Genomic DNA, 22,431 nt, shown 5'->3' with positions numbered 1-22,431 from the left:
AAGCCTAAAGTTGTTGGCAGCGGCAACGTTCACCCATGCTAAATGACCTTTTGGTCATTCAGCAGCTGTAAGCGATAAGTTTCCAGCTGTAAGTCATTAAGGAAGAAGGGCCGGCAGAAATGTCGGTCCTTCTTTCATTTCTTGGAACAGATTGTGCTTTGCTATCGGGTCTATGTTGCGAATTCTTTTTGTCATAATTAGTGCTGTATTGTTAGCAGCTTGCAGTGCGCACGGACCGGGTCGAATCCTGGTTCTGGAGGATGCCCATATTGCCGTCGATACGACCTGGCAGGGGCGTGTCCTGATCGACGGTTCGGTCAAGGTCGCCAAGGGGGCAACCCTGACGATATTGCCCGGCACCGAGATCGCTTTCGTGCGGCGCGACCGGGATGCCGATGGCCTCGGTGACGGGACCCTGGTTGTCGAGGGGATCCTGAACGCTCTCGGCACCCGGGCCAATCCGATCGTCTTCAGGAGTGCCGAAGAGAACCCGCAGCCGGCCGACTGGCTCGAGATCCGGGTCGATTTCTCCAAAAATATCCATCTTCGTTATTGTGAAATCCGGGATTCAGCCTACACTCTGCATGCCCATTTTACCCGCGGGATTGTCGAGGACAGCTTCATCCATCACAATATCGACGGTTGCCGTCTCGGCGAAGCCCGGATCGTCCTCCGGAATAATCTCTACGAACATAATCAGGGCAAGGCGATCAACTTTCGGAACGCGACCGTCGAAGTCACCCGGAATATTATCCGCAATAACGGCTCCGGTATTTTTCTCTTCGAGACCGATCGGGAATCGAACATCCACCACAACAATATCCATGACAATATCGACAATATCAGGCTCGGTGATTTCTTTAAGGGCGAGGTCCACCTCCGCGCGAACTGGTGGGGATCGAACCAGCTTGCGGAGATCGGCAAGTCGATTCACGATAGCCGGGTCGAGCCGGAGATCGGTACGGTCCATATTGAACCGGCCGACCGCTGGGTTGAGCGGACCGGACCCCGGGATGCCGCCGAGATCCGGGAAGTGTGGAGTTATGCCACCAAAGGTTTTGTCGATGCATCGGTCATTGAGGTCAACGGTCAGCTGATCGTCTGCTCCTGGGATGGGACGATAACGGCTCTTGATCCTTCAGGGAAAATAGTCTGGGTCCGGCAGCTCGGTGATGTAGTCGATAGCGAGCCGGCCCTCGATGAACGGGCCCTTTATGTCCAGAACTGGGCACGCGAGCTTTATGCCATCGACCCGTCCGATGGCCGTGAGCTCTGGCGTTTCAGTTATTCTCCCTCGCCGGCCGATGATCATCGTCAAGGTGGGGTGGTCGCTGCTGATAACAAGGTTTTTCTGCCGGCCTGGAACGGTACCCTGTACGCCCTTGACGCTGCCAGCGGCATGCGCCTCTGGCAGTTTGAGGCCGGAATCCCCTTGCGCGCCGCACCCGCCTTCGACTCGGACCGGCTCTACGTGGTCAGCGGTAGTGGCAAATTTACGACTCTCGGTCTCGACGGCGAAGTTCTGTGGCAGCTCGATCTCGGAGCACCGCTGCTTTCGACGCCGGCAGTGACCCCGGAAGGACCGGTTGTCGTCACACGTGATGGTCAACTGCATGCCCTCGACCGGGCTGGCCACAGGCGCTGGCAGAAGGCTCTCGATGAGGTCTGTTTTTACGGCAGCCCGCTTTATGCCGACGGCATCCTGTATCTCGGGACCACGGCCGGCTCCCTCTGGAAACTCCGGGCGCAAGATGGTCGTACCATCTGGAAGCAGACCGGGCTTGGCCCGGTTTATTCGTCGCCGCTATTGGCGGGCCGCCGGATTCTGCTCGGTGATAATGATGGCAACCTGTCGATCATCGGCAAAGATAGCGCCACGGTTGTCAGCCAGTTCCGTCTTGATGGAGCGGTTCAGGGGAGGCCACTGGTTTTCGACGGCAACTATATTATCGGTGGTCGCGAACGGAGTGTCTATGCACTGCAGCCGGTTGACTCCGGGGTGACAGATCATGCCCTTCCTTGATCGCCCCGACCGCAAGCTCTATTTCGGGGTCTTTCTGATCAGCCTGGCGACCCTGATGTACGAACTCATCCTCACCCGTATTTTCTCGGTGCTGATGTGGTATCACTTTGCATCGATGGCGATCTCCCTGGCCCTGTTCGGGATGGGGACGGCGGCGCTGCTGATTTATCTGAAACCGGGATGGTTCCCGTTTGCCGAGACCCGGCGGATTGCCGCTCGATGCAGCCTTCTTTTCGGTCTGTCGGTCTCTCTCTTTTTTGCCGTATTTGTCCTGTTCCGTCTTCAGCCGCAATTCGGATTCCGGGTTTTATCTTTTTTTCATCAGCCCTTTTATCAGACTTTTCAACAAGGATTTTACGAGCAGGGGATGGCGCTTGAAATGCTGCCGGCCCTTACGGCGCTTTACCTGGTCACCGCCCTGCCGTTTTTTTTCAGCGGCCTGGCCCTGACCCTCATCCTCGGTCGCTACCTCAACGAGATCAACCGCGTTTATTTCTGGGATCTGCTCGGGGCCGGATTCGGCTGTCTGCTGATCATTCTCCTGCTCCATCTTCTCGGCGGCATTACCGCGATTCTGGCGATTGCCCTGACCGGGCTGCTGGCAGCCCTGATGTTCCTGCCGAAAACAGGGCGAATTGGCGGTTTCCGCTGGGCGACGATCTTTATCGCAATAATTCTTTTGGCCGCCGGGATTGCCAACATGGCAAACGGTTTTGCCGAAATCCGTTTTGTCCGTGGCCGGTTCGAGCCAAACCTGCTCTGGAGCAGCTGGAACTCATTTTCGCGGGTTGCCGTCTATCCATCGCAGAGCCAGGAAATGAACCAGGCCTGGGGGCTGTCGCGCAATTACCGGGGCCCGATACCGGAGCAGCTCGGCATGGTCGTCGATGATACCGGCTACACGACGATGTACCGCGCCGGTGATGCCTACGATGATTTTTTCCGCAGCAACGTCATCGCCCTGCCGTACAGCCTGCATGACCGGGCGAAGTCCCTGGTTATCGGCCCTGGCGGCGGCAAGGATGTTCTGGTTGCCCTGTCAATGGGAGCCCGCGACGTGACTGCGGTCGAGATGAATTCATTGATCGTTCAGGCGGTTAACCAGGAGTTCGGGGCGTTCACCGGCGAGCTGTACCGGCAGCCGAACGTCCGGGTCGCTATTGACGAAGGCCGAAACTACATTCGACGATCCGATGAACGGTACGATGTGATCCAGGCGTCAGCCGTTTTCGGGCGGACCGCGCCGGCGGCCGGTGCCTTCACCCTTTCTGAGAACAATCTCTATACGGTCGAGGCGTTTCGCGATTACTGGAACCACTTGACAGATGACGGAATTCTGACGATTGCCCGCTTTATTTTCGAGCGTGAAACCTTGCGCCTGGTTTCGCTCGGGCTCGCCCTGCTTCAGGAAAAAGAGATTGATGATCCGGGCGCTCACCTGGCAATTATCAAGGAACGCGGGCTCGCCAATGTCATGCTCAAACGCTCACCTTTCACCGCCGCCGAGATCGCAACCCTGCGCAAAGAGTCGGCGGAAAAGGGTTTCAGGATCGTCTACCTGCCGGACGATCGATCGGCAAGCAGCAGTTTCGGCAAGCTGATTGCCTCAGGCGGAAGCGAAAGTTTTTATGAATCAATCCCGTTTGATCTGCGGCCGACCACCGATGATCAGCCGTTTTTCTACTACATGTTGAAACCCGCTGATTTTATTCAGCTATTTTCGTTTCCCGAGCAGAGTTCCTTCGAGGACCGGGCCCTTTTAACCCTGCGCAACCTGCTCCTGGTAGTCACCGTTATTGTCGCTGTTTTCCTGCTGCTGCCGCTACTGATCTGGCGCCGCTCCGCCCTCCGTGAACCAGCGGCGCTGCGCCGCATTCTCTATTTCAGTTGCCTCGGCCTCGGCTTCATGCTGATCGAGATCGGACTGCTCAGGCGCTTTATCCTGTTCCTCGGTCAGCCGATCTATGCCCTGGCCGTGATTCTCTGCGCCCTGCTGATTTTTTCCGGATTCGGATCGCTCATCTCCGGGCCGTTAGCAGCCGGTCGGGAACGACGTTTTCTCGGCAGCGCGTTGTTGGCATTGCTCTTGCTCTCTCTGGTCTATATATGGTTTCTGCCGGGTATCCTCGATGCGGCGATGACTGCCTCGCTGCTGCAGCGTTGCGGTCTGTCGGTCCTGCTGCTGGCCCCACTCGGGATATTGCTCGGGATGCCGCTGCCGGTCGGAATGAAATTGATGCATCCGACCGCGGATGGCATTGCGTGGAGCTGGGGGATCAACAGTGCAACCAGCGTCTGGGGGGCGCTGCTTGCCGTCGTCCTTGCGATGAATTTCGGTTTCACCCTGACGCTTGTTTTCGGAACGGTTGTATATCTAGTCGCCCTGATTACGGTACTGATGCCGACACGGTCTGCCTGAAAATGTGTTGCTGAATATGGTGTTTAAACGAATCAATATATTGGTGCTGATGGTAACGGCGCTGACGCTCTTTCTCTCGGCCTGTACCGGAACGGGTGAACGTGGCCTCGAAGGACAGATCCTCAACGGTGATGAGCCGTTGGCCGGTGCCGGTGTCGAAATTTACCTCAAGGCGGAAAAGGATCGGTCGACGTTGCCGTTTGCAGCCACCTCGACCGATTCGGCGGGCCGTTTCCGGATCGATCTGCCAGCCGGTCAATATTTTATCATCGGCAAGAAAAAAGAGATGACCGAAGACGGCCGGACCCGCATGCTGATGGCCGAGTGTCCGGCCAACCCGATCGAGGTGACCGACCGGGTCCGTACGGTCGCGCCATTCTCCCTGCGCGAGATGGGACGGGATGGCGGACTGATCGCCGAACCGCAAACCGGCATCGTCGGCCGGCTTGTTCACCAGGGGGAAGTAGTGTCGCACGGTTTCGTCTATGTCTATGCCGAGTCGGAATCGGGGCTGATCGGGCCCTCTTACGGAGAGGCGGTACAAAGTGAAGATGACGGCCGCTTCCGGATCGATCTGCCGTCCGGCCGTTTTTTCCTCGCCGCCCGTAAAAGATCGGATGGCGGAAGGATGGGTGAGCCGGAGGCGGGCGACCTGAATGCTAATTATCCGGGCAACCCGATTTCGGTCGCGGCCGGTGAATACCGTGATATCGGCGATTTCAGACTTGCGGCCGTTGATGCGACCGCCCGGACGAAAAAACTTGACGAAGGCAAGTTCGAGCAGACCGCGACCCGTTTCGAAGGGCGGGTTGTCAATCGCGACGGACAACCTGTTTCGGGTATATTTGTCTTTGCTTATCTCGATAGCCGGATGGTCGGCAAACCGACCTATATTTCGGCACCGACCGGAGCGGACGGGCGCTATGTACTCAACCTCGGTGCCGGCGGAACCTATTATCTCGGGGCCCGCAGCACCTACGGCGGACCGCTGGAACCGGGTGAATGGGTCGGCACCCATGATGGCCAGGCCGATCATTCGGTCCGGGTTGAAGCCGGGCAGGTTGAGGCGCTCTCGGATATTATTGTGCGGGAGGTCTGGTAATGCGCATTCTTGTCTTCTTTTTGCTTTTCTGTAGTGCAACTCCCGTGGTCGCGCAAGTGATTGACGGCGACGTGACCTGGCGCGGCGACAAGACGATATCCGACAAGGTCCGGGTCGATCAGGGCGGGCATCTGATAATTGAACCCGACAGCCGAATCAGTTTTGCCGCCGGGGGAACACTCGAGGTCGCCGGCCGAATGACGGCTCGCGGTGTCACCTTTTCCGGTCAGGGCTGGAACGGAATCGTGCTCAAGGGTACCGGAGTGGATACCCTGATTACTGAAAGCGCGATCCGGGATGCACGCATCGGGGTGCAGGTGATCGGTGGCGAGCCGCGTCTTGAAGGCCTGATTCTTGAACAGAATGATGTTGGTGTCGAGCTGCGTCAGCAAACCGAAGCGACGCTGGCCGGTGCGACATTCCGCAACAACCGCAAGGTTGGTCTCTTTGTCAAGGATGGCTCGGCCGCGGCTATCCTTAATAACCGGTTTGAACGGAATGGCAAGTATGGCGCCTATATCTTCCGTTCGACACCACGGCGGTTTTCCGGCAACGTGTTCAGCCACGAACAGACCGCCTTGATGGTCGCCTACTCCGGCAGTAACCCGGAAATTACTGACAACTGTTTCGACCACAACCGGATCGCCATCCGGGTTGAAAAGGGAGCGAAACCAAAAATCAGCGGTTCCGATGTGAGCGATAACGAGGTCGGTATTTCCCTTTACCGACGGGCCGACCCGCTGATTGAGAGAAACCTGCTGTTCCGTAACGACATCGGGGTCAAGGTCGCCTTCTCGTCGTATCCGGTTATTAGCAACAACGATTTTATTGAAAACGGCAAAGCGGTTTTCCTTGAATTCCAGTCGTCACAATGGGAGCGGGAGAATGGCAATAAGGCGCGCCAGGCCGAAAGCACCCGTTCGGCTTTTGGCTCCATCGAAAAGTCGGCGACCGGCCTGCCGGCCCCACCAAAACTCGATGGCACGGTCGATGCCCGCCAGAACTGGTGGGGAGCCAAGGCTGCCGGTGAGTTGGGAGAAAACGGTCAAGGCAAAAATCTCTCGTTTATCGATGACGGCCGTGATCGGCCGACCTTTATCGAGGAAGGCCGCGAATACCCGCTCGATCAGGTAGATGTTCATCCCTGGCGCCGGCAGCCGGTGTTCGGCGCCCCGGAGAAGAAATGAAGAGAATCGGTCTACTCGTAATCCTGTTGATGATTGCCGGAACAGCCCTGGCTGCAACCGGGGTTCGCGGGCGAATCGCCTGGCGCGGTGAGCTGGTTCCCGGTCTGACCGTACGTGCCTACAAGAGTATATCCGATATTGCCGAGGAGCGCGTCGTTGCCGCATCGGGCCCTTCGCAGGTCGATGGGACCTATAGCCTGGCACTGGAGCCCGGAAGCTATTACCTGACGGCGCGTGACTATGAAGGGGAACCGAAGCCGGGGAACTATTTCTGTTATTACAGCGGCAGTCCGGTTCGGGTGGTTGCCGGTCACGAAACAACCGTCGGCTTCAACCTGATCAGGGTGCCGGAAGAGACGGCACCGGTCGATTCCGGTTACTCCGGGATCAAGGGGCGATTAAGCTTCCAGGGGGAACCGTTGGAACGTGCCTATCTTTACGTCTACAAAGATGCCTCACGGGGCTTCAAGGGCCCGGGGTACTTTGTTCAACCGGTGGCGCGAGGTGACTTCCGGCTGCGCCTGCCGCCGGGAGAGTATTACCTGCTCGCCCGTAAAAGGGCGAAGGGGGGACAGTTCGGGCCGATCGAGATCGGTGATTACTTCAATTACTACTACGGCAACCCGGTGCGGGTCGAACCAAACCGTATTGTCGATGTCGAACTTGAGACCATTACCCGGATGCCGATGCTGGAAGAGGGGGAAGGTGTGCCGTTCAGCGGTGTCCGCGGCGTCGTCCGTGACCGGAGCGGCCGGCCGGTTGCCGGGCTGCATGTCTTTGCCTATCGACAGCCGGGAATGACCGGAAACCCCGATTTCTTCTCACCAAAAACCGGATCGGACGGCACGTTTGAGCTGGCTCTTCCGGCCGCCGGTTCGTATTATCTGCTGGCCCGGAAAAATTTCGGCGGACCGGCTGTCGAAGGTGAACTCTACGGAAAATTCTCCGGCAGTGAAGATCATGCGATCAAGCTCAAAAACGGGGCAGTGGTGCAGGAGGTGGTGATAGATGTTGAACCGGCAGATGCGCAATAGAGTTTCAGCGGCTATCCTGCTGCTGTTGTTGTCAGCGATACCGGCATTCGCGCTGAAGCAACTGCCGGCCGGCGAAACCGTCTGGCAGGATGAAGTCGTTCTCAATGAAGCGCTCAGGATTCCGCGCGGCAGCACTCTGATCGTGGCGGCCGGCAGTAAAATCAAGGTAACCTCACCTTCGGCCAATATCGATGTCTCCGGAGTGATCCAGGTCAGGGGGAGTGCCCGGCGCCCGGTCGTTATCGAGTCGCCGCCGGGCTGGCAGGGAATCAATTTTGTTGAAGGTGAAAAGGGGAGCCTTTTCTCGGCGATCCGGGTCGATGGCGCCGAATCGGCGATCAGCAGCATTGCGACCGATTTTTCAGTGACCGACTCGGTTTTCACCAATTGCGGGACGGCAATCAAGTTACTGCGTGAAGCATCGCCGCGGATTGAAAAGAACCGGTTTGAAGATAACGAGATGGCGATTGATAATGAAATGCGATCAAATCCGCTGATCCTTGAAAACACCTTTGTCGGTCATGGCAAGACAGCTATCCTGGCATCGCACAACAGCCGCGGTCGGATTGCCGGAAACACCTTTGAAAACAATGAACAGGGGATCGGCCTGCTGCAGCCTTATCCCGATGTGATTGAAGATAATATTTTCACCAATAACCGGCTGGCTCTTTACTGCAATCAGACCAAGAGCACACCGCGAATACGCCATAACCGGTTTGTCGACAACGAGATCGCCCTGGTCAATTATTCATTTGCCTATCCGGCACTCGAGGACAACAGGTTTATCGGCAACAAGATGGCTGTTCGCAACGACCAGTATGGATCACCCCTGTTACAGAACAACCTGTTCAGTAAAAACGGAACGGCGCTTTACAATTATCGCAAATCGAATCCGAAGGTCGAAAATAATATTTTTGAAGAGAACGATCTGGCGATGTTCTGCGATTACTCGTCTTATCCGACGATACGGAACAATAACTTCTCCGGCAACCGGATGGGGGTCGAACTCGGGATCTACCAGAGCGCCGACTGGGAAAAAAGATCGGGGTCGAAAAAACTGATGCAGAAAGAGGCTATGGCGCGTAAAAGCAAGAACACGATGCTGAGCCAGGCGCCGACCAGTTTTAACGATATTGTCGACGTCAGCGGCAACTGGTGGAGCGACCGGACAGCAGCCCTCGAGAAAGCCGGCAAGGAGAAGAATCTACCGTTCTTTTTCGATCGTCGCGACAAGGAGTGGGTCACTTACGAAGGGTTCGGTCCGGAAAGCTATCGGATTGACCGGATCGTCTATTCCCCCTGGCTCACCAAACCGGTTCGCGATGCCGGTCCGCGGAGTCAATAGTGAGAACCCTGCTCATGATATTCCTGCTGCTGGTCATCACCTTGCCAGCGGCAGCAGCCACGATTGAAGGCCGGATTGTTGACGGCGACGAACCGGTTTCCGGTCTCAAGGTCTTTCTTTATCGGGATCTTGACTTTACCCGGGAGCCGGAATTTATTGCAGCGCCGAGTGATGCTGAAGGCTATTTCCGGGTCGAGGTTTCTCCCGGTTCCTATGCCCTGTTTGCAAGCGATGAAAAACGGCGGCTTTTCGCTTTTTGCGGCCGTAACCCGGTAACGGTTGATCGCGATGATGTCTGGGCCGGACTGCAGGTCGTGCCGGTCTCCGGGGTCAGGGTTGTCGGCTACGATGACGAGTACAGCGCTGCCATAGAGGGCGTCGTTGAATTTGCCGGCAAGCCGTTGGCCGGGGCATACGTTTATCTTTATCTCGACGCCGCCGACGATCTGAAAGGACAGGGGTATCGATTGTCGATGCCGACCGGTGCCGACGGGGCTTTCGCTTTTGACGGACTACCGGAGAGCAGCTATTTTTTGATGGCACGCAAGCGGATGAATGACCAGAGGGTCGGACCGGTTCTTGAAGGCGATTATCTCGGACATTTTGCCGGCAACCCGCTGGTTGCCAAAGCCGGAACGACCAGTCGGGTCGTCATTCCGACGGTCCGTAAAGTCAGGAGCCAGTTGTCGAGCGAGACGATCACCCAGGCGACCGGACCGGTTGTCACGGGCCGGGTTCTCGATGCCGAAGGCCACCCGCTGGCGGGACTGCATGTTTTTGCCTATACCGATCGAGTGATCGGGCATAAGCGCCCGGCCGCTTTATCGGCGCCGACCGGGAATGATGGTCGCTTTCGCCTCAGTCTCGGCCAACCAGGGACCTTTTTTATCGGAGCCCGCCAGGAATATGGGGACTCGCCGACACCGGGCGAGCTGTTCGGTATGTATGATAAAAGTGCTGACCACGGCCTGACCGTCAAGGCGGATCAGGTTGTTAATGATATGACGATTATTGCCGAGCCGATAAGCCTCGACTAGAAGCAGGGAGAATCTATGAGTGAACAGCAACCGAAGGAAGTGAAAATCGAAATTCAGGTCGACGAAGAGATCGCTCAGGGGGTCTACTCCAACCTCGCCGTTGTCAACCACAGCGACGCCGAGTTCACCCTCGACTTTATTTTCGTCCAGCCACAGGCGCCACGGGCCAAGGTCCGTTCGCGGGTAATTACCTCGCCGAAACATGTCAAACGATTCCTCAAGGCACTCGAGGAGAACCTGAAACGATATGAAGAGAATTTCGGGACGGTCGATATCGGACCGTCCGATTCCGGACCGCAGGCCGGCAACTACCACTGATGACCATAAGATCCTTTAACGACATTCTTAATTGGTAGCAGTACGATGATCAAATCCAGGGTTCCCAAGTTAAGTGGTGTATTTCTGTTTTTATTTCTTGCGGGCTGTGTTGCTATGAGTCCGGACCATGTAAAGACCCTGAGCGATACGGTGATAGATGCTGACGAGGTCTGGTCGGGGACGATCGTCGTCGATGGCGTTGTGACCGTAAAAAAAGAAGGGAAATTGACGATCAGGCCGGGGACGAAAGTCCTGTTTGTCCGTAATGATCGTGACGGCGATGGCATCGGTGATGCCGAAATCCTGATCGAGGGCAGCCTGGTTGCCCGAGGAACCCCCGGGGCGCCAATCCTGTTCAGCAGTGCCGAAGAGAACCGGCAGCCTGCCGACTGGAAGTATCTCTATCTCGATTTTGCCCGGCAGGGAGAGGTCGCCTACGTCGTATCCGAGTACGCCTACAGCGGCATCCAGGTGCATTTCTGCAAGGCGGTGGTTGAAAACTCGGTCTTCCGTAACAATATTGACGGTGTCCGTTTTTCGACTGTTAATATTGAGGTCCGGGGGAATCGTATCTACCGGAACCGGCATGGCCTGCGCTACGAGGAACGGCGGAGCCGGGCGATTGTCACCGGCAATGATATCCGCAATAATGATATCGGGGTTTTTATCGTCACCCGCTCGGAGGACAAGGCGCAGATCTGGAAAAACAATATTGCCGACAACCGCGACTATAATGTTAAACTCGGGATCAGCCAGAAGCATGATGTCACCCTGCCGCAAAACTGGTGGGGGGTTGCCCCGAACAAGATAGAAGATCAATTTTTTGACAAAAAACAGGACCGGACTCTCGGTCGGGTTCGCGCACCGGAGCCACTGACGGCACCGGTCAGCCTGGGCCTGTCGATCGGGATGGCAAAGGAGTAGAAGGATGAAACTGAAAAAAGTATTGCTGACAATTATGTTTCTTGTGCTGACGACGAGCGTTGGTCTTGGCTGTGTCGGCAAAACCCTGGTCGTCGGGACGACCGGGACCGTGCAACAGGATCTGCTGGCACAGATGCTTTCCCTGCTGATCCAGGAGCGGACCGGAACGACGGTCAAGGTGGTCAGTGTCGCATCGAGTTCGGCGGCGCACCAGGCTCTGCTCAAGGCCGATCTCGACATGTATGTCGAGTATACCGGGGTTGGTCAGGTCAATATTCTGAAGAAAGCCCCGGTCGCCGACCAGGCCGAGCTCTACAAGGCAGTCAAGACCGTCTACAACGAGGAGCTGAACCTGATCTGGCTTAAGCCGTTCGGTTTCGATGCCCCGGGTCTCGCTCCGGCTGGAGTCGCTGCCGAGGCAGCGCCGGTGGTGCGCAAGGATACCCTGAAAAAATTCCCGGCGCTGGCGCGCCTGATCAACAAGCTCGGCGGCCGGATCGATGGTGCGGCCATCGCGGAGCTTGAAGCGGCGGTCAAAGGCACTGAAAGCAAACAGGTCGCCCGCGATTTCCTGCGGAAAAACCGTCTGATCTGACGGGAGTGGAGCGCTAAATGGATCGACGTCAGTTTATTCGTAATTCTTTGCAGGCAGCGATCATGGCTGCCGCTGCCGGATCGTTGCCGATGCTCGAACTGGTGCCGGTGGCGCAGGCGGCCGGCGGCCCTGACCTGGCTGTTCGCAAGGGCACCGATATTCCGCTGCTGGTTCGTGAGACGCTTTCGGCTCTTGGCGGCATGGACCGTTTTGTCAAGTCAGGAGAGACCGTGGTCGTCAAGCCGAATATTGGCTGGGACCGGTCGGTTGAGCTGGCGGCCAATACCCATCCCGAAGTAGTGAAAGCTGTCGTCCAGCTCTGTCTTGAAGCGGGTGCCAAAGAGGTCAGGATTTTTGACCGGACCTGTAATGATGCCAGGCGCTGCTACGTCAACAGCGGTATCCGCGACGCTCTCGAGTCGATCCGTTCCGACCGGGTTTCGCTCGAACATATGGATCGCCGCGCCTACCAGGAGGTCGCCCTGAAGGGGGGCGTCGCCCTCGATGAATGGTCTTTCTATAAACCGGCCCTCGAGGCCGACCGGTTCATCAACGTGCCGATTGCCAAGCATCATTCGATTTCCCGGCTGACTTTGGCGATGAAGAACGTCATGGGGGTGATTGGAGGGAATCGCGGCGCCCTGCATCGGCGGATCGATGAATCGCTGGCCGATATCAACAGTGTCATTCATTCCGACCTGACCATCGTCGATGCGACGCGAATCCTGGTCGCCAACGGTCCGCAGGGCGGCCGACTCAGCGATGTCCGACAACTGCAGACCCTGATCGCATCACCCGATATCATCGCAGCCGACAGCTACGCAGCAACCCTGTTCGGTCTCGAACCCGGCGAGATTTCGACTATCGTTGCCGGCGCCCGGCGCGGACTCGGGACCATGGATCTATCGCGGGTGAACAAGGTTTGAAGGGAACCGGCAAGATAAACTGGCACAAGCTGCGCATTGCTTCGCAGCTTTTCTGTCTGGCCGGATTCATCTGGCTTTTTGTACAGACCGAATACCGCGGGGTCGATGAGCTTCCTTATCCGGTCTCGCTGCTTTTCCGGATCGACCCTTTGGCGGCGCTGGCCGATTTTCTGGCGCCCGGCTCGTTCGGCTGGTCGCTGCTCTGGCCGTCTTTACTGCTGCTTGTTCTGACCGCTGTCATCGGCCGCTTTTTCTGCGGCTGGATCTGTCCGCTCGGAACGACCCTCGACGGGCTCGGCAAAGTTGTCGGCCGCGGTCGGCGGGCCTTAGCCCCCGGCTGGCGCCGGGTCAAATACTTTCTGCTGATTACGCTGACGGTCGCTGCCCTGTTCGGTGTTCAGCTTTTTGGTCTTTTTGATCCCCTCAGTATTTTTTTGCGCACCCTGACTTTCTCCATCTACCCGGTTTACAATCTTTTTCTCAACGGCCTGTTCGATTTCACTTATGATGTTAATATCCCACTGGTCTCTCCGGCCCTGAATGCGGCTTACCCGTTTTTCCGCGACAACCTGATGGCTTTCCATCAACCCTTTTTCCTGCTGCCGCTTTTCACCTTTTCCGTTTTTCTCCTGATCCTTTTCCTCGAGAAGGTTGACCGCCGCTTCTGGTGCAAATATATCTGTCCCCTCGGCGCCCTGCTCGGACTCTGCGCGAGCCGGTCCTTGCTCGAACGTTCGCAGAACGGCCTGTGCAGCGATTGTCAGCTCTGTGGTTCGGAGTGCCGTAGTGGCGCCGTTGAACAGGAAGGGTACCGCAAACAGGAATGTTTCCTCTGTCTCGATTGCGTCGATTATTGTCCGTCGTCGCGGGTCGAGTATCACTGGACGCCGCGCCCGGTTTCTGCCGCCGGGGTTGACCTGAACCGGCGCCACATCGCCGGGGCGATTGTCGGCGGTGCCCTGATCGGGCCGGTCATGCGAATCGCCCCGGAACCGGTCCGGACCAATTCCTTCCTGATCCGCCCGCCCGGCGCAGTCGAAGAACAGGAGTTCCTGCGGCGTTGCATCCGCTGCGGCGAGTGCATGAAGGTCTGTATCGGTTCGGCATTGCACCCGGCGTTTTTACAGGCCGGGAGTGCCGGTCTCTGGACTCCACTTTTGGTCGCGCGCCTCGGCTATTGCGAGTACAATTGCACCCTCTGCGGCCAGGTCTGCCCGACCGGAGCGATTCGCGAACTCAAGCTCGAAGAAAAGAAGAAAGAAGTGATCGGTCTGGCGGTGATCGACAAGAATCGCTGCCTCCCCTTCGCCCGGGGTGAGGAGTGCCTGGTCTGCGAGGAGCATTGTCCGACCGGCGAAAAAGCGATTGTCTTTGAGCATCGCGATGTCCTGGTCAATGGTCAGGTCAGGAATCTCAAGTTTCCCAAGGTTATCAAGAAGCTCTGCATCGGCTGTGGCATCTGCGAGACCAAGTGTCCGGTCGAAGGTCGCAGTGCTGTCCTTGTTACCAGCGAAGGAGAGAGTCGGCGGCAAAGGAATGATCTCGATAGTGGCGGGTACGGATGATGAAACGGATTGTTTTCCTGATATTTCTGTTGTTACCGATCAGATCTTTCGCTGAACCGGCGACAACGATTCTGATCGATGACTTTGAAGACGGATTGTCGCCTGACTGGACCGTCGAATCGTTTGTTGGTGAGACCGATTACCAGGTGGTTGAAGAGAACGGCAGCCACGTTCTTGCGGCAACCAGCAAGGGGACCGCATCCGGACTGTTCTTTGAAAAGGAAATCGACCTCGCTACCTACCCGATTCTGAGCTGGCGCTGGAAGATTGACCAGACAGTTCCGGGCGGCGATGTTCGTTCGAAGGAGAAGGATGATTACCCGGCCCGGGTCTACGTCGTTTTTCCGCACTGGTTCTTTCCGAAAACCCGTTCGATCAACTACATCTGGGCCAACCGGTTGCCGGCGGGGGAGATTGTGCCGAGCCCCTACACGGCGAACTCGCAAATGGTGGCAGTACGCAGCGGCGGAGATGCTGCCGGAAAATGGCAGAGTGAACGGCGGAATGTTTATGCGGACTATCGCCGGATTTTTGGCGAAGAGCCCCGGCTTGTCGGCGCCATTGCCATTATGACAGACAGCGACAACACGGGAACTTCAGCCCGGGCCTGGTATGACGATCTTCAGCTGTCAAAAGAGTCGAGCGGGGATTAATCAGGTGAGAACTTCAACCCGGTTGCGGCCGTTGTTTTTTGCCTGGTAAAGGGCATCGTCGGCCGCTCTGAGAAAATCATCAAGACTCCCGATATTATCCTTCGGGACTGTTGCGACACCGATACTGGCGGTAAGCTTCAGCTTGGCGATACTGCCGGTGAAGGTCATTTTTGAAATTTCCTTGCGGATCCGCTCAGCCACTCCGGCCGCTTCGACCGGGTCGGTCTCCGGCAGCACCAGGGTAAACTCCTCACCTCCGAATCGGGCCGCTGTGTCGTATTGACGCAGATGCGCCAGCATCAACTCGGCAGTAGACCGTAATACCACGTCCCCATCCTGGTGGCCGTAGTTGTCATTGATTTTCTTGAAATGATCGAGATCGATCATCAATATTGAAAAAGGGGTGCCGGTTCGACGGCTCCGTTCAAATTCAATAGCCAGGATATTCATCAGCTGCCGCCGGTTGGCGAGGCCGGTCAGGGCATCGGTCTGGGAGAGCTCCTTAAGTTGAAGGTTGCTCTGCTTGAGACTGTCCTGTAATGATTTGATTTTGAGCTGGACCTTGACCCGGGCGAGCAGTTCAGCCGGGAAAAAAGGTTTGGTCACATAATCACTCGCCCCGGCTTCCAGCCCGCGGATTTTCGCCTCCTGCTCTTCATGGCTGGTCAGAAGGATTACCGGGATGTCCATCAGTTCTTCGCGAGAAGCGACCATGCGGAGAAACTTGTAGCCATCCATGCCGGGCATTTCGAGATCACAGAGGATAATGTCAATTTTCTCGCTGAGCAGGATCTTGAATCCCTCGATGCCGTCACCCGCTTCATGACAGTTTTCAAAAAGTTCGGTGCCGTGCAGGATTTCGCGAACCTGCTGGCGGATCGTTCTGTTGTCGTCGATGATGAGTATTGAGTTCGCCATGCAGTTCACTGAAAAAATATAAGCAGATGTTATAATTGGCTAATCTAGGTATGTTTGTCAGGTTTGTAAAGTTAATTTTCAGCTGTTCAGGCCGCAATTGAATTCAGTTGAAAACATTTCAGGAAGGAGACAGTCATGGCCCTGGGTAAAACCTGGTACGATCCGGAAGAAGCTTCTGCCAAGTTTGGTATTCCGGTTGAGAGAATCCTCGAGTGGGTCGACGAAGGGCTCGTTCGCACCGAAAAAGGAGATGGAGCCGTTCGTGTCAACATTGATGATCTCAAACTTGAGGTGCAGAATTATATTGCTGAAGAATAAAAAACCCTGTGCATTGGAAAGGAATAAATTAATTATGAAATGTGTTCGTTTTGTGATGTTGAGTCTGCTTCTGGTTCTTCTGTCCGGCATGTTTTCCGGCTTGTTGGCTGCAGTCAAGGCACCCGGGAAGGCTTTATCGGAAAAGCAGATCGTTCAACTGGTCTCGGGGAAAACAATTGTTCTTGAAGAATCATCCGGCAAGAGCAGTGAGGTCTTTTTTTTCAACGATGGCGAATTACGCCTGGTGAAGCCCGATAAGGACTATCTGAAAGGGTTCTGGAACGTGCGAGAGGACCGTCTTTGCATGAAAGTCAGTGGTGATCGCGATTGCCGCTTTGTTCTTCCTGAGAAGAATTCATACCGGCTTTACATTCCGAAAGCGGATAATAATCATGAGCCGGGCGCGTACTTTGCTTCAATCAGGACCGGCAACGCGATTCTGCCGCAGCTCACTTCCAGGCTTAATGAAGGGGTCACGCTGCCGGCCGGGACGCTGAATGCCGAGGAGGTGTTACAGTTGTTTTATGATCGTACCGTTGAATCGGTGACAGCTGTTAAAAGGAGGGAGAGTCGTTCGTACTACGATCCGGATGGCGAGGTCAGCCAGTATCGAAATGGGCAGAAAAGGACCGGTAAATGGCAGGTTAAGGAGAATGGCCGCATCTGTCTGCAAATGGAGGATCGGCCGGGCAAGTGCCGGATCATTGTGCGGGAAGCGGGTGAGTACAAGAAGTACATTGTCAAGAAGAATGGCCGGCATGTCCACTCGGTCTCGTATCCAGAATTCCGGAAAGGAAATCCCTACCATCTTTAGCTGGAATAGAAAATTGAGGGAATCAGACAAGGGCAGCTTGCGCTGCCCTTGTCTGTTAAGTCGTATCAAAAAGGAACTTGAAAACCGTTTCGGCAAAAGGTGGGTGCGCCAGATAGCTTTCGTAGGCGTGCGTTGCGTTAGGTACCGATTCGAAACGATAATCGGTATTCTCCTGGAATGCCCGGGCCAGGGAATTCATTGCCTGAACCCAGCGTTCTCCACGCTCAACCCGATTTAAACCCTGTATCGCATCGATTCGGCGCATTTTGTTGAGATCATCGTCACGGATGTCATCATTCTCGCCGACCAGGACAAGGGAAGGGATGCCCAGGAAGTGTCTCGGGGTAAAACGGAGCTGCGGCCACTCTTCAGATGATCCGAGGCCATAGGGATAGGGCCGCTCCGCATCGGGGAAGGTGTACCAGCCGGGTGCTCCGAGGACCAGCCGCTCGACCCGTTTCGGATAAAACATCGCATATCGGTGAGCAAACTGGCCGCCGCCGGAGAAACCGAAAATCTTTAAAGGGACCGGATCAATGTTGATCAGGGCGCGGACTTCCTGGAGGACGCGGTCAAAGGCAAAGTCAGCGCGGCCTTCATGCACGGTTGCGCCGAGGCGCTGATAGCGTGGGTACTGGCTCTTCGGAAACAACGGGGCGACGAGAGCCGCTCCATGTTGCTCGGCCTGGGCAGCAAAACCTTTGACATGCTGTTCTGCATTGCGCGAGATTCCGTGAATGGTAACCATGACCCGATTTTCCTGGATTCCCGATTTCGGCAGATAAATAAAATAGTCCATCTGTAGCGTGCCGTCGAGTTCACGCCGATAAATCGTGCCGGGTTCAATTGACAATGCCATGTTTTATCCTTTGTTAAAATGAAGAGGCTTAAACCGTTGTGACCTGTTCCCGGTTCGTCGTCAAGTGCTCCTTTTTGATCAGCCTGCCAGAGCGTATATGCCAGACTTCGTCGGCCCGGCCGAGCCTTTCTTCGGCCCGGGTCACCATAAGAATTGTGCCGGGAAAGCTTTCGATCACATGATCGACGACCGCAGTCGCTTGCGGGTCGAGGTTGGCGTCGATTTCATCGAGGATGAGTATCGACGGATTCCCGAGTACCGCCCGCGCCAGAGCCAGCCGGTGACGCTGGCCGAGCGAGAGATTCTGCCCGCCTTCCTGAATACGGTGTTTCTCCCCCTGCGGAAAAGAATTGATCATTTCATCCAGCAGGCAGAGTTTCTTGACCCGTGTGACCTCCTCTTCGGGCGCATCACGCCAACGATAGCAGAGATTATATCTCACCGAGCCGCGGAGCAGGGGGAGGTCGGGGCTGACCGATCCGATCATGCGTCGGATCGAAGCGAGGTTGCACCGGGACAGCTCCTGACCATCGACCAGCACCTGTCCGGAATCGGGGTCGACCAATCGGTTGATAACATGGAGCAGGGTCGACTTGCCTGCACCGTTGGGGCCGATAATGGCGATCCTTGAACCGGGTGGGGCCGAGGCGGAAATGCCGTACAAGGCTCCCTCGAGGGTGACCTCCCTGAATTCGATCAGTCCTTTGTCAATTTTCAGGTCAGGAAGATCCGGATCCCGGCCGCGCAGGTTGCGGGTGCGCATGAACTGCAGGATTTTCTCCCGAGAAACCTGGGCGCCCTGAAAGTATTCATGGACCCGACCGAGGTCGCGGATCGGGGTCGAGAGAAAGCCGACGACAGCCATGGCTGCAACAACATTTCCCGAGGTTGTTATTCCCTTGAAGACCAACAGCGCGCCGAGTGAAAGGACGAGACCGAGTGATGCCGCGGTCGCTCCTTCGGTGACGACGCGCATTTTGCCGGAGGCCCTGGCCCGGGAGATCATGGCATCACGAAGCTTCTGGCTCTGATTCCGATATCGTCTTCTCTCGCGATCGACCTGATCAAACGCCTGGATGACAGTAAAGGAACGGATCTTTTCGCTGATGTTGGCTGCCAGGCGACCCCGCCGTTTTCTCGCTTCGGAAATGGTCTGGTGCATCTTCGGGCCGAGCAACAGGTTCCAGAGCAGGCCGAAGGTCAGCAACAGGATCGAAACCGTGGCCAGGTAGATATCGAGCCATGCCAAAAAACCGAGGGAGATGATTGCGATAATCGACGCGACAACAATGCGGGCGAGGCCGAGGCTGACCCAGCGCCGGATGGCGCTCAGATCCCCGATGAAACGAAGAATGGTCGAACCGGAAGACCGGCGGCCGAGGGCGCGCGGTGCACATCGTCCCATTTTATCGTACAGCATCAGACGGATGCGGTGGATGTATGATTGGCCAAGTCTCTCCGCATCAACTCGCTGAATCCAGCGCAACCATGCCGCCAGGCCGGTGCAGGCGAGAAGTCCGCAAGCGAAAAACCAGATGTCATTGACCTCGGTCATTTCGAACATGTGAACTTCGGGATCGTCAAATGTCGGATTGAGTAAGGCATCGAAGGCGTAACGCACCAGGAGCATCGAACCGACAATCGAGGCCGCCTGTAAAAAACCGTTGATGATCAAACGGATCAACAACCAGCGGCGCTGCCGGAAAAAGACCTTTGGCAGAACACCCTGTTTTTCTTCAGTTGCTTCAGCCATCAAGCTACCTTATCCCTTGCGTCGGCGGTTGCGCAGGGTATTGTAAACCATGGCGGCAACGTGGGCCCGGCGCAGGTTGTTGGTCTGGTAGACCGGAAGACCCGTTGCGGCTTCGGTTTCTCTGGTCGCGAGGGGTGATGAAGTCAGGACACCGGTGCAGCCGATCAGCGGCAAACCGAGAGAGGACAGGCGGGAAATTCCGGATTGCGCTCCGAGAGCGTCATTGGCAGCGAAAATGATGCCATCAAGGCGTGAAGTGAACTCGGCCATATTGAAAATACGAGCCGTTTCCCGCTGCAGCAGACCGTCGGCTATTTCAAGAATAATGATATCGACACCACTCTCTTCAAGGTGTCCGCAGAGAGTTTTGACGACGTCGAGAAGGGCTTCGTCGGTGATGCGGTAAGTCGATACATAGCCGGCATCGACAAAATCATAGACCGGGTCGGCCCCGGCATCAACCAGGATCCGGTAATCAGCCCCGGCCCCGGTCCCAGTGATTTTTGCCGCTGCAACCCTGAGATTGCGGCGGACCATTCCCTTGACCAGATTGGAGCATGCGGTTGTCTTGCCACTGTTCATTGAGGTTCCGGCAACAGCAAGAACAAAAGGCCTTTCTGCGGCTCCTTCCGTCTGTGGCATTCTGAAATTGCGCAAATTAATGCGATTCCCTTTTTTATCGGTCAAAAGCCCGATCGGGGTGATCTTGGTCGCACGTTTCATGCGCGTATGCCAGTTGAGAACGCGCGCGGCAACTCCCCCGGCGGCGACAAGACGACACGGTTCGAATTTGTCGGGGACGATCCCTTCGAATTGGTCAGGTGCGTAGCGATTGCCGAAGGCCACCACGATCTCGTCGCCCTCAAACATTTCGGCCCGTCGGCTTGTCGTCAGTTCAAGTCGTCGGTGCTGTCCCAGGGAATCGACGCGGGCAAGAACAAGATCGCCGGCTTGCGGGACCGGAGAATCAGTCAGGATCCCGGCTACTTTAACTTGGTCAACTCGACGGGTGGTGTAGGCCCACTTGGCTCGCCGCAACCGGTCAGCAGATATTGTTTCCATGACCCCCTCCTGAGGAGATAAATTTAATAGTTAGGTAATTGAAACTTTACCGAAAAGGTAGAGAATTATCAATAGTCGAGAGGGGGGGATTTGTGACTTTTTTGTAGTTTTTCCGGGCGAAGGTTAACAACCGCCGCTGGCGCAGTCGCAGCTCGGCTCTTCGCCGGTCAGCCAACTGTGAATAATTGCGCTGGCACAGCCAACGCCGGCTTTGACCGAAATGGCCTCGACCGGACAATTTTTGGCGCAGGCGCCGCACTCCATGCAGCGGTCACGATCAGTGATCGCTGCTTTCTTGTCGCGCATCTCGAACACCGCATGCGGACAGACCGTGGCGCACATACCGCAGCCGATGCAGGTCGGCTCGTCATACTGCAGGGTGACAACCCCTTCAAGATAGCGGTGCTCACTCATGACTCTCTCCTAAAAAGCGGCCCAGATGAATGCCGTTGCTGCCACCAGCAGGGCGGCCAGTTGAAATGGAATAGCCTGGCGCATTTCAGTTTCAACACCGGTCGGTGAAGTGTAGGTCGAAGAACCGGTGAAATTCATTGCGACAAACGACGAAATTGCGGTCAATGCAAGCAGGGCGGCGAGGGAATGACCGAAGCCGGGCTGTCCGGCGCACAGGATCAGTCCGAGTAGGGCTATGGCTGCGCCGACAACGGCACCTTTGATGGCAAACGCTCTGCCCGGGAGCCACGGCAACAGAACCGGAGTCAGCACGGCTCCGGCAAGCACCCCGGCGAGGCCGACAGCGATCGCCCCGAGGCCGCGACTCCAGGCAGCTGATAATGAAAATATCCCGGGTCCGATGCCGCCAATGATAAACAGGACGAGCATCGCCCAGAGAATTTTTTTCCAGAGAACGGTTATCTCGACCGGGGTCAGGATAAAACGCTCGAAAGTGGTGAAGGTGATCCGCCGCATCTCCGGTGTCGCTTTTTGTCCGGAAGAGAGAAATGCGGTAATATCCTTTGCCTTGACCGGTCCGTAGATGACTTTGAAGCCACACCCCTTTTTGACTTCATGAGCAGCGATGCCCGGGGCGCCGAGTTGCGGGACGATCAATTCCTTGTGAAGAACGATTTGTTCGAGACTGGTGGCCTTGACCCGATGGATGATCTCGTCGGTACCGAAGGTTCCTTTACCGGCGGCACACCAGACGTTTATCCCTTTGCTATCAATCACCAGGAGCCAGGCATCGAGAGTCGCGACCGATCGCCGCAGAACATCGAAGCTGAGCTTGTAGTTTGCGGAAACGAGAACCGGGGAGTCGGCGGTCGGATTGTTCAGTGCATAGAGGCCGGGTGCAACCTTGTAGTGGTTCCGGCCAAAGCCCCAGCGCATGGCCCAATGGCCGAAGGTATCGCTCAGCCTTAAACTGCCGGTCACCTTGGGAACTTCACCGGTCGGTGTTTCGAGCCAGTCGGTAACATAAGGGCAGAGCTTGTAGCCCGGCCGTTGGTGATCGACGGCGGGCGAGCAGCAGGTTGCCGGTTGAGCCGTGGTTGACGATCCGGGCGCCGCTCCCGGCGGCGCTTTCGGCGGTCAACAGCTTTCGGTTGCCGGGTTTTTT

General features: G+C 56.3%; 21 protein-coding genes. 15 read left to right on the top strand and 6 right to left on the bottom strand.

Annotated features, from left to right (window positions below):
* The first annotated feature begins 172 nt into the window (after nucleotides 1-172).
* Genes C0623_02585 through C0623_02525 form a run of 13 tightly spaced genes read left to right on the top strand, consistent with a single transcriptional unit; the run spans nucleotide 173 to nucleotide 15,128 of the window.
* Nucleotides 173-2,023 carry a hypothetical protein gene (locus tag C0623_02585; GenBank protein ID PLY03099.1) on the top strand — a complete coding sequence of 617 codons (1,851 nt, stop codon included), beginning with the start codon at nucleotides 173-175 and terminating at the stop codon, nucleotides 2,021-2,023.
* Entirely contained in the window at nucleotides 2,010-4,442 is a 2,433-nt protein-coding gene (locus C0623_02580; protein PLY03098.1) for a hypothetical protein, read from the top strand. Before C0623_02585 ends, C0623_02580 begins: the two co-directional genes overlap by 14 nt.
* Before the next feature lie 7 nt (nucleotides 4,443-4,449).
* Entirely contained in the window at nucleotides 4,450-5,544 is a 1,095-nt protein-coding gene (locus C0623_02575) for a hypothetical protein (GenBank protein ID PLY03097.1), read from the top strand.
* Nucleotides 5,544-6,731 (top strand): hypothetical protein, encoded by a 1,188-nt coding sequence (locus C0623_02570; GenBank protein ID PLY03096.1) that lies wholly within the window; start codon nucleotides 5,544-5,546, stop codon nucleotides 6,729-6,731. The genes C0623_02575 and C0623_02570 overlap by 1 nt, the downstream gene beginning before the upstream one ends.
* Nucleotides 6,728-7,765: a hypothetical protein gene (locus C0623_02565; protein PLY03095.1), complete on the top strand. Its 1,038-nt coding sequence runs from the start codon at nucleotides 6,728-6,730 to the stop codon at nucleotides 7,763-7,765. Before C0623_02570 ends, C0623_02565 begins: the two co-directional genes overlap by 4 nt.
* A complete protein-coding gene (locus C0623_02560; GenBank protein PLY03094.1) occupies nucleotides 7,740-9,110 on the top strand; it encodes a hypothetical protein in 1,371 nt (456 codons plus the stop codon). The genes C0623_02565 and C0623_02560 overlap by 26 nt, the downstream gene beginning before the upstream one ends.
* Nucleotides 9,110-10,147 (top strand): hypothetical protein, encoded by a 1,038-nt coding sequence (locus C0623_02555; GenBank protein PLY03093.1) that lies wholly within the window; start codon nucleotides 9,110-9,112, stop codon nucleotides 10,145-10,147. Before C0623_02560 ends, C0623_02555 begins: the two co-directional genes overlap by 1 nt.
* 15 nt (nucleotides 10,148-10,162) lie before the next feature.
* Nucleotides 10,163-10,465 carry a DUF3467 domain-containing protein gene (locus C0623_02550; GenBank protein PLY03092.1) on the top strand — a complete coding sequence of 101 codons (303 nt, stop codon included), beginning with the start codon at nucleotides 10,163-10,165 and terminating at the stop codon, nucleotides 10,463-10,465.
* Between the two features lie 45 nt (nucleotides 10,466-10,510).
* Complete coding sequence (locus tag C0623_02545; protein PLY03091.1) at nucleotides 10,511-11,389, top strand: hypothetical protein; 879 nt, start codon at nucleotides 10,511-10,513, stop codon at nucleotides 11,387-11,389.
* A gap of 4 nt (nucleotides 11,390-11,393) precedes the next feature.
* Complete coding sequence (locus C0623_02540; protein ID PLY03090.1) at nucleotides 11,394-11,984, top strand: hypothetical protein; 591 nt, start codon at nucleotides 11,394-11,396, stop codon at nucleotides 11,982-11,984.
* Between the two features lie 17 nt (nucleotides 11,985-12,001).
* Complete coding sequence (locus C0623_02535; protein ID PLY03089.1) at nucleotides 12,002-12,910, top strand: cytoplasmic protein; 909 nt, start codon at nucleotides 12,002-12,004, stop codon at nucleotides 12,908-12,910.
* Nucleotides 12,907-14,475, top strand: coding sequence for a hypothetical protein (locus C0623_02530; protein ID PLY03088.1), 1,569 nt, complete (start codon nucleotides 12,907-12,909; stop codon nucleotides 14,473-14,475). Before C0623_02535 ends, C0623_02530 begins: the two co-directional genes overlap by 4 nt.
* Nucleotides 14,472-15,128, top strand: a complete 657-nt coding sequence (locus C0623_02525) for a hypothetical protein (GenBank protein PLY03087.1) — start codon at nucleotides 14,472-14,474, stop codon at nucleotides 15,126-15,128. Before C0623_02530 ends, C0623_02525 begins: the two co-directional genes overlap by 4 nt.
* On the opposite strand, the gene C0623_02520 is transcribed toward C0623_02525, so the two are convergent.
* Nucleotides 15,129-16,046, bottom strand: a complete 918-nt coding sequence (locus C0623_02520; protein ID PLY03086.1) for a diguanylate cyclase response regulator — start codon at nucleotides 16,044-16,046, stop codon at nucleotides 15,129-15,131.
* A 135-nt stretch (nucleotides 16,047-16,181) separates the two neighbouring features.
* On the opposite strand from C0623_02520, the gene C0623_02515 reads away from it, so the two are divergent.
* Together C0623_02515 and C0623_02510 are read left to right on the top strand one after the other, a co-directional pair.
* On the top strand, nucleotides 16,182-16,364 hold the full coding sequence (locus C0623_02515) for a MerR family transcriptional regulator (protein PLY03085.1): 183 nt from the start codon (nucleotides 16,182-16,184) through the stop codon (nucleotides 16,362-16,364).
* Nucleotides 16,365-16,398: 34 nt separating this feature from the next.
* Nucleotides 16,399-17,178, top strand: a complete 780-nt coding sequence (locus C0623_02510) for a hypothetical protein (protein PLY03084.1) — start codon at nucleotides 16,399-16,401, stop codon at nucleotides 17,176-17,178.
* 55 nt (nucleotides 17,179-17,233) lie between these two features.
* Here C0623_02510 and C0623_02505 read toward each other — a convergent pair whose 3' ends face one another.
* The 5 genes from C0623_02505 to C0623_02485 all read right to left on the bottom strand — a co-directional run bounded on the left by C0623_02505 (nucleotide 17,234) and on the right by C0623_02485 (nucleotide 22,202).
* The gene (locus C0623_02505) at nucleotides 17,234-18,037 is read right to left on the bottom strand and encodes a hypothetical protein (GenBank protein ID PLY03083.1); all 804 of its coding nucleotides are present in this window, start codon (nucleotides 18,035-18,037) and stop codon (nucleotides 17,234-17,236) included.
* A 28-nt stretch (nucleotides 18,038-18,065) separates the two neighbouring features.
* Entirely contained in the window at nucleotides 18,066-19,790 is a 1,725-nt protein-coding gene (locus C0623_02500; GenBank protein ID PLY03082.1) for an ABC transporter ATP-binding protein, read from the bottom strand.
* 9 nt (nucleotides 19,791-19,799) lie between these two features.
* A complete protein-coding gene (locus tag C0623_02495) occupies nucleotides 19,800-20,852 on the bottom strand; it encodes a DUF1611 domain-containing protein (GenBank protein PLY03081.1) in 1,053 nt (350 codons plus the stop codon).
* A 123-nt stretch (nucleotides 20,853-20,975) separates the two neighbouring features.
* Nucleotides 20,976-21,266 (bottom strand): ferredoxin, encoded by a 291-nt coding sequence (locus C0623_02490; protein ID PLY03080.1) that lies wholly within the window; start codon nucleotides 21,264-21,266, stop codon nucleotides 20,976-20,978.
* Between the two features lie 9 nt (nucleotides 21,267-21,275).
* Entirely contained in the window at nucleotides 21,276-22,202 is a 927-nt protein-coding gene (locus C0623_02485) for a carbon monoxide dehydrogenase (GenBank protein PLY03130.1), read from the bottom strand.
* Between the last annotated feature and the right edge of the window lie 229 nt (nucleotides 22,203-22,431).

The organism is Desulfuromonas sp. (assembly GCA_002869615.1).
GTDB lineage: Bacteria > Desulfobacterota > Desulfuromonadia > Desulfuromonadales > UBA2294 > BM707.
This window is presented reverse-complemented; position numbering and strand designations above follow the sequence as displayed.

Bases quoted from the DNA above. Each gene is read 5' to 3' on its own strand.
- C0623_02585 (PLY03099.1), top strand. From the start codon at position 173: ATGTTGCGAATTCTTTTTGTCATAATTAGTGCTGTATTGTTAGCAGCT.
- C0623_02580 (PLY03098.1), top strand. From the start codon at position 2,010: ATGCCCTTCCTTGATCGCCCCGACCGCAAGCTCTATTTCGGGGTCTTT.
- C0623_02570 (PLY03096.1), top strand. From the start codon at position 5,544: ATGCGCATTCTTGTCTTCTTTTTGCTTTTCTGTAGTGCAACTCCCGTG.
- C0623_02565 (PLY03095.1), top strand. From the start codon at position 6,728: ATGAAGAGAATCGGTCTACTCGTAATCCTGTTGATGATTGCCGGAACA.
- C0623_02560 (PLY03094.1), top strand. From the start codon at position 7,740: ATGTTGAACCGGCAGATGCGCAATAGAGTTTCAGCGGCTATCCTGCTG.
- C0623_02550 (PLY03092.1), top strand. From the start codon at position 10,163: ATGAGTGAACAGCAACCGAAGGAAGTGAAAATCGAAATTCAGGTCGAC.
- C0623_02545 (PLY03091.1), top strand. From the start codon at position 10,511: ATGATCAAATCCAGGGTTCCCAAGTTAAGTGGTGTATTTCTGTTTTTA.
- C0623_02540 (PLY03090.1), top strand. From the start codon at position 11,394: ATGAAACTGAAAAAAGTATTGCTGACAATTATGTTTCTTGTGCTGACG.
- C0623_02535 (PLY03089.1), top strand. From the start codon at position 12,002: ATGGATCGACGTCAGTTTATTCGTAATTCTTTGCAGGCAGCGATCATG.
- C0623_02525 (PLY03087.1), top strand. From the start codon at position 14,472: ATGATGAAACGGATTGTTTTCCTGATATTTCTGTTGTTACCGATCAGA.
- C0623_02520 (PLY03086.1), bottom strand. From the start codon at position 16,046: ATGGCGAACTCAATACTCATCATCGACGACAACAGAACGATCCGCCAG.
- C0623_02515 (PLY03085.1), top strand. From the start codon at position 16,182: ATGGCCCTGGGTAAAACCTGGTACGATCCGGAAGAAGCTTCTGCCAAG.
- C0623_02510 (PLY03084.1), top strand. From the start codon at position 16,399: ATGAAATGTGTTCGTTTTGTGATGTTGAGTCTGCTTCTGGTTCTTCTG.
- C0623_02505 (PLY03083.1), bottom strand. From the start codon at position 18,037: ATGGCATTGTCAATTGAACCCGGCACGATTTATCGGCGTGAACTCGAC.
- C0623_02500 (PLY03082.1), bottom strand. From the start codon at position 19,790: ATGGCTGAAGCAACTGAAGAAAAACAGGGTGTTCTGCCAAAGGTCTTT.
- C0623_02495 (PLY03081.1), bottom strand. From the start codon at position 20,852: ATGGAAACAATATCTGCTGACCGGTTGCGGCGAGCCAAGTGGGCCTAC.
- C0623_02490 (PLY03080.1), bottom strand. From the start codon at position 21,266: ATGAGTGAGCACCGCTATCTTGAAGGGGTTGTCACCCTGCAGTATGAC.
- C0623_02485 (PLY03130.1), bottom strand. From the start codon at position 22,202: ATGCGCTGGGGCTTTGGCCGGAACCACTACAAGGTTGCACCCGGCCTC.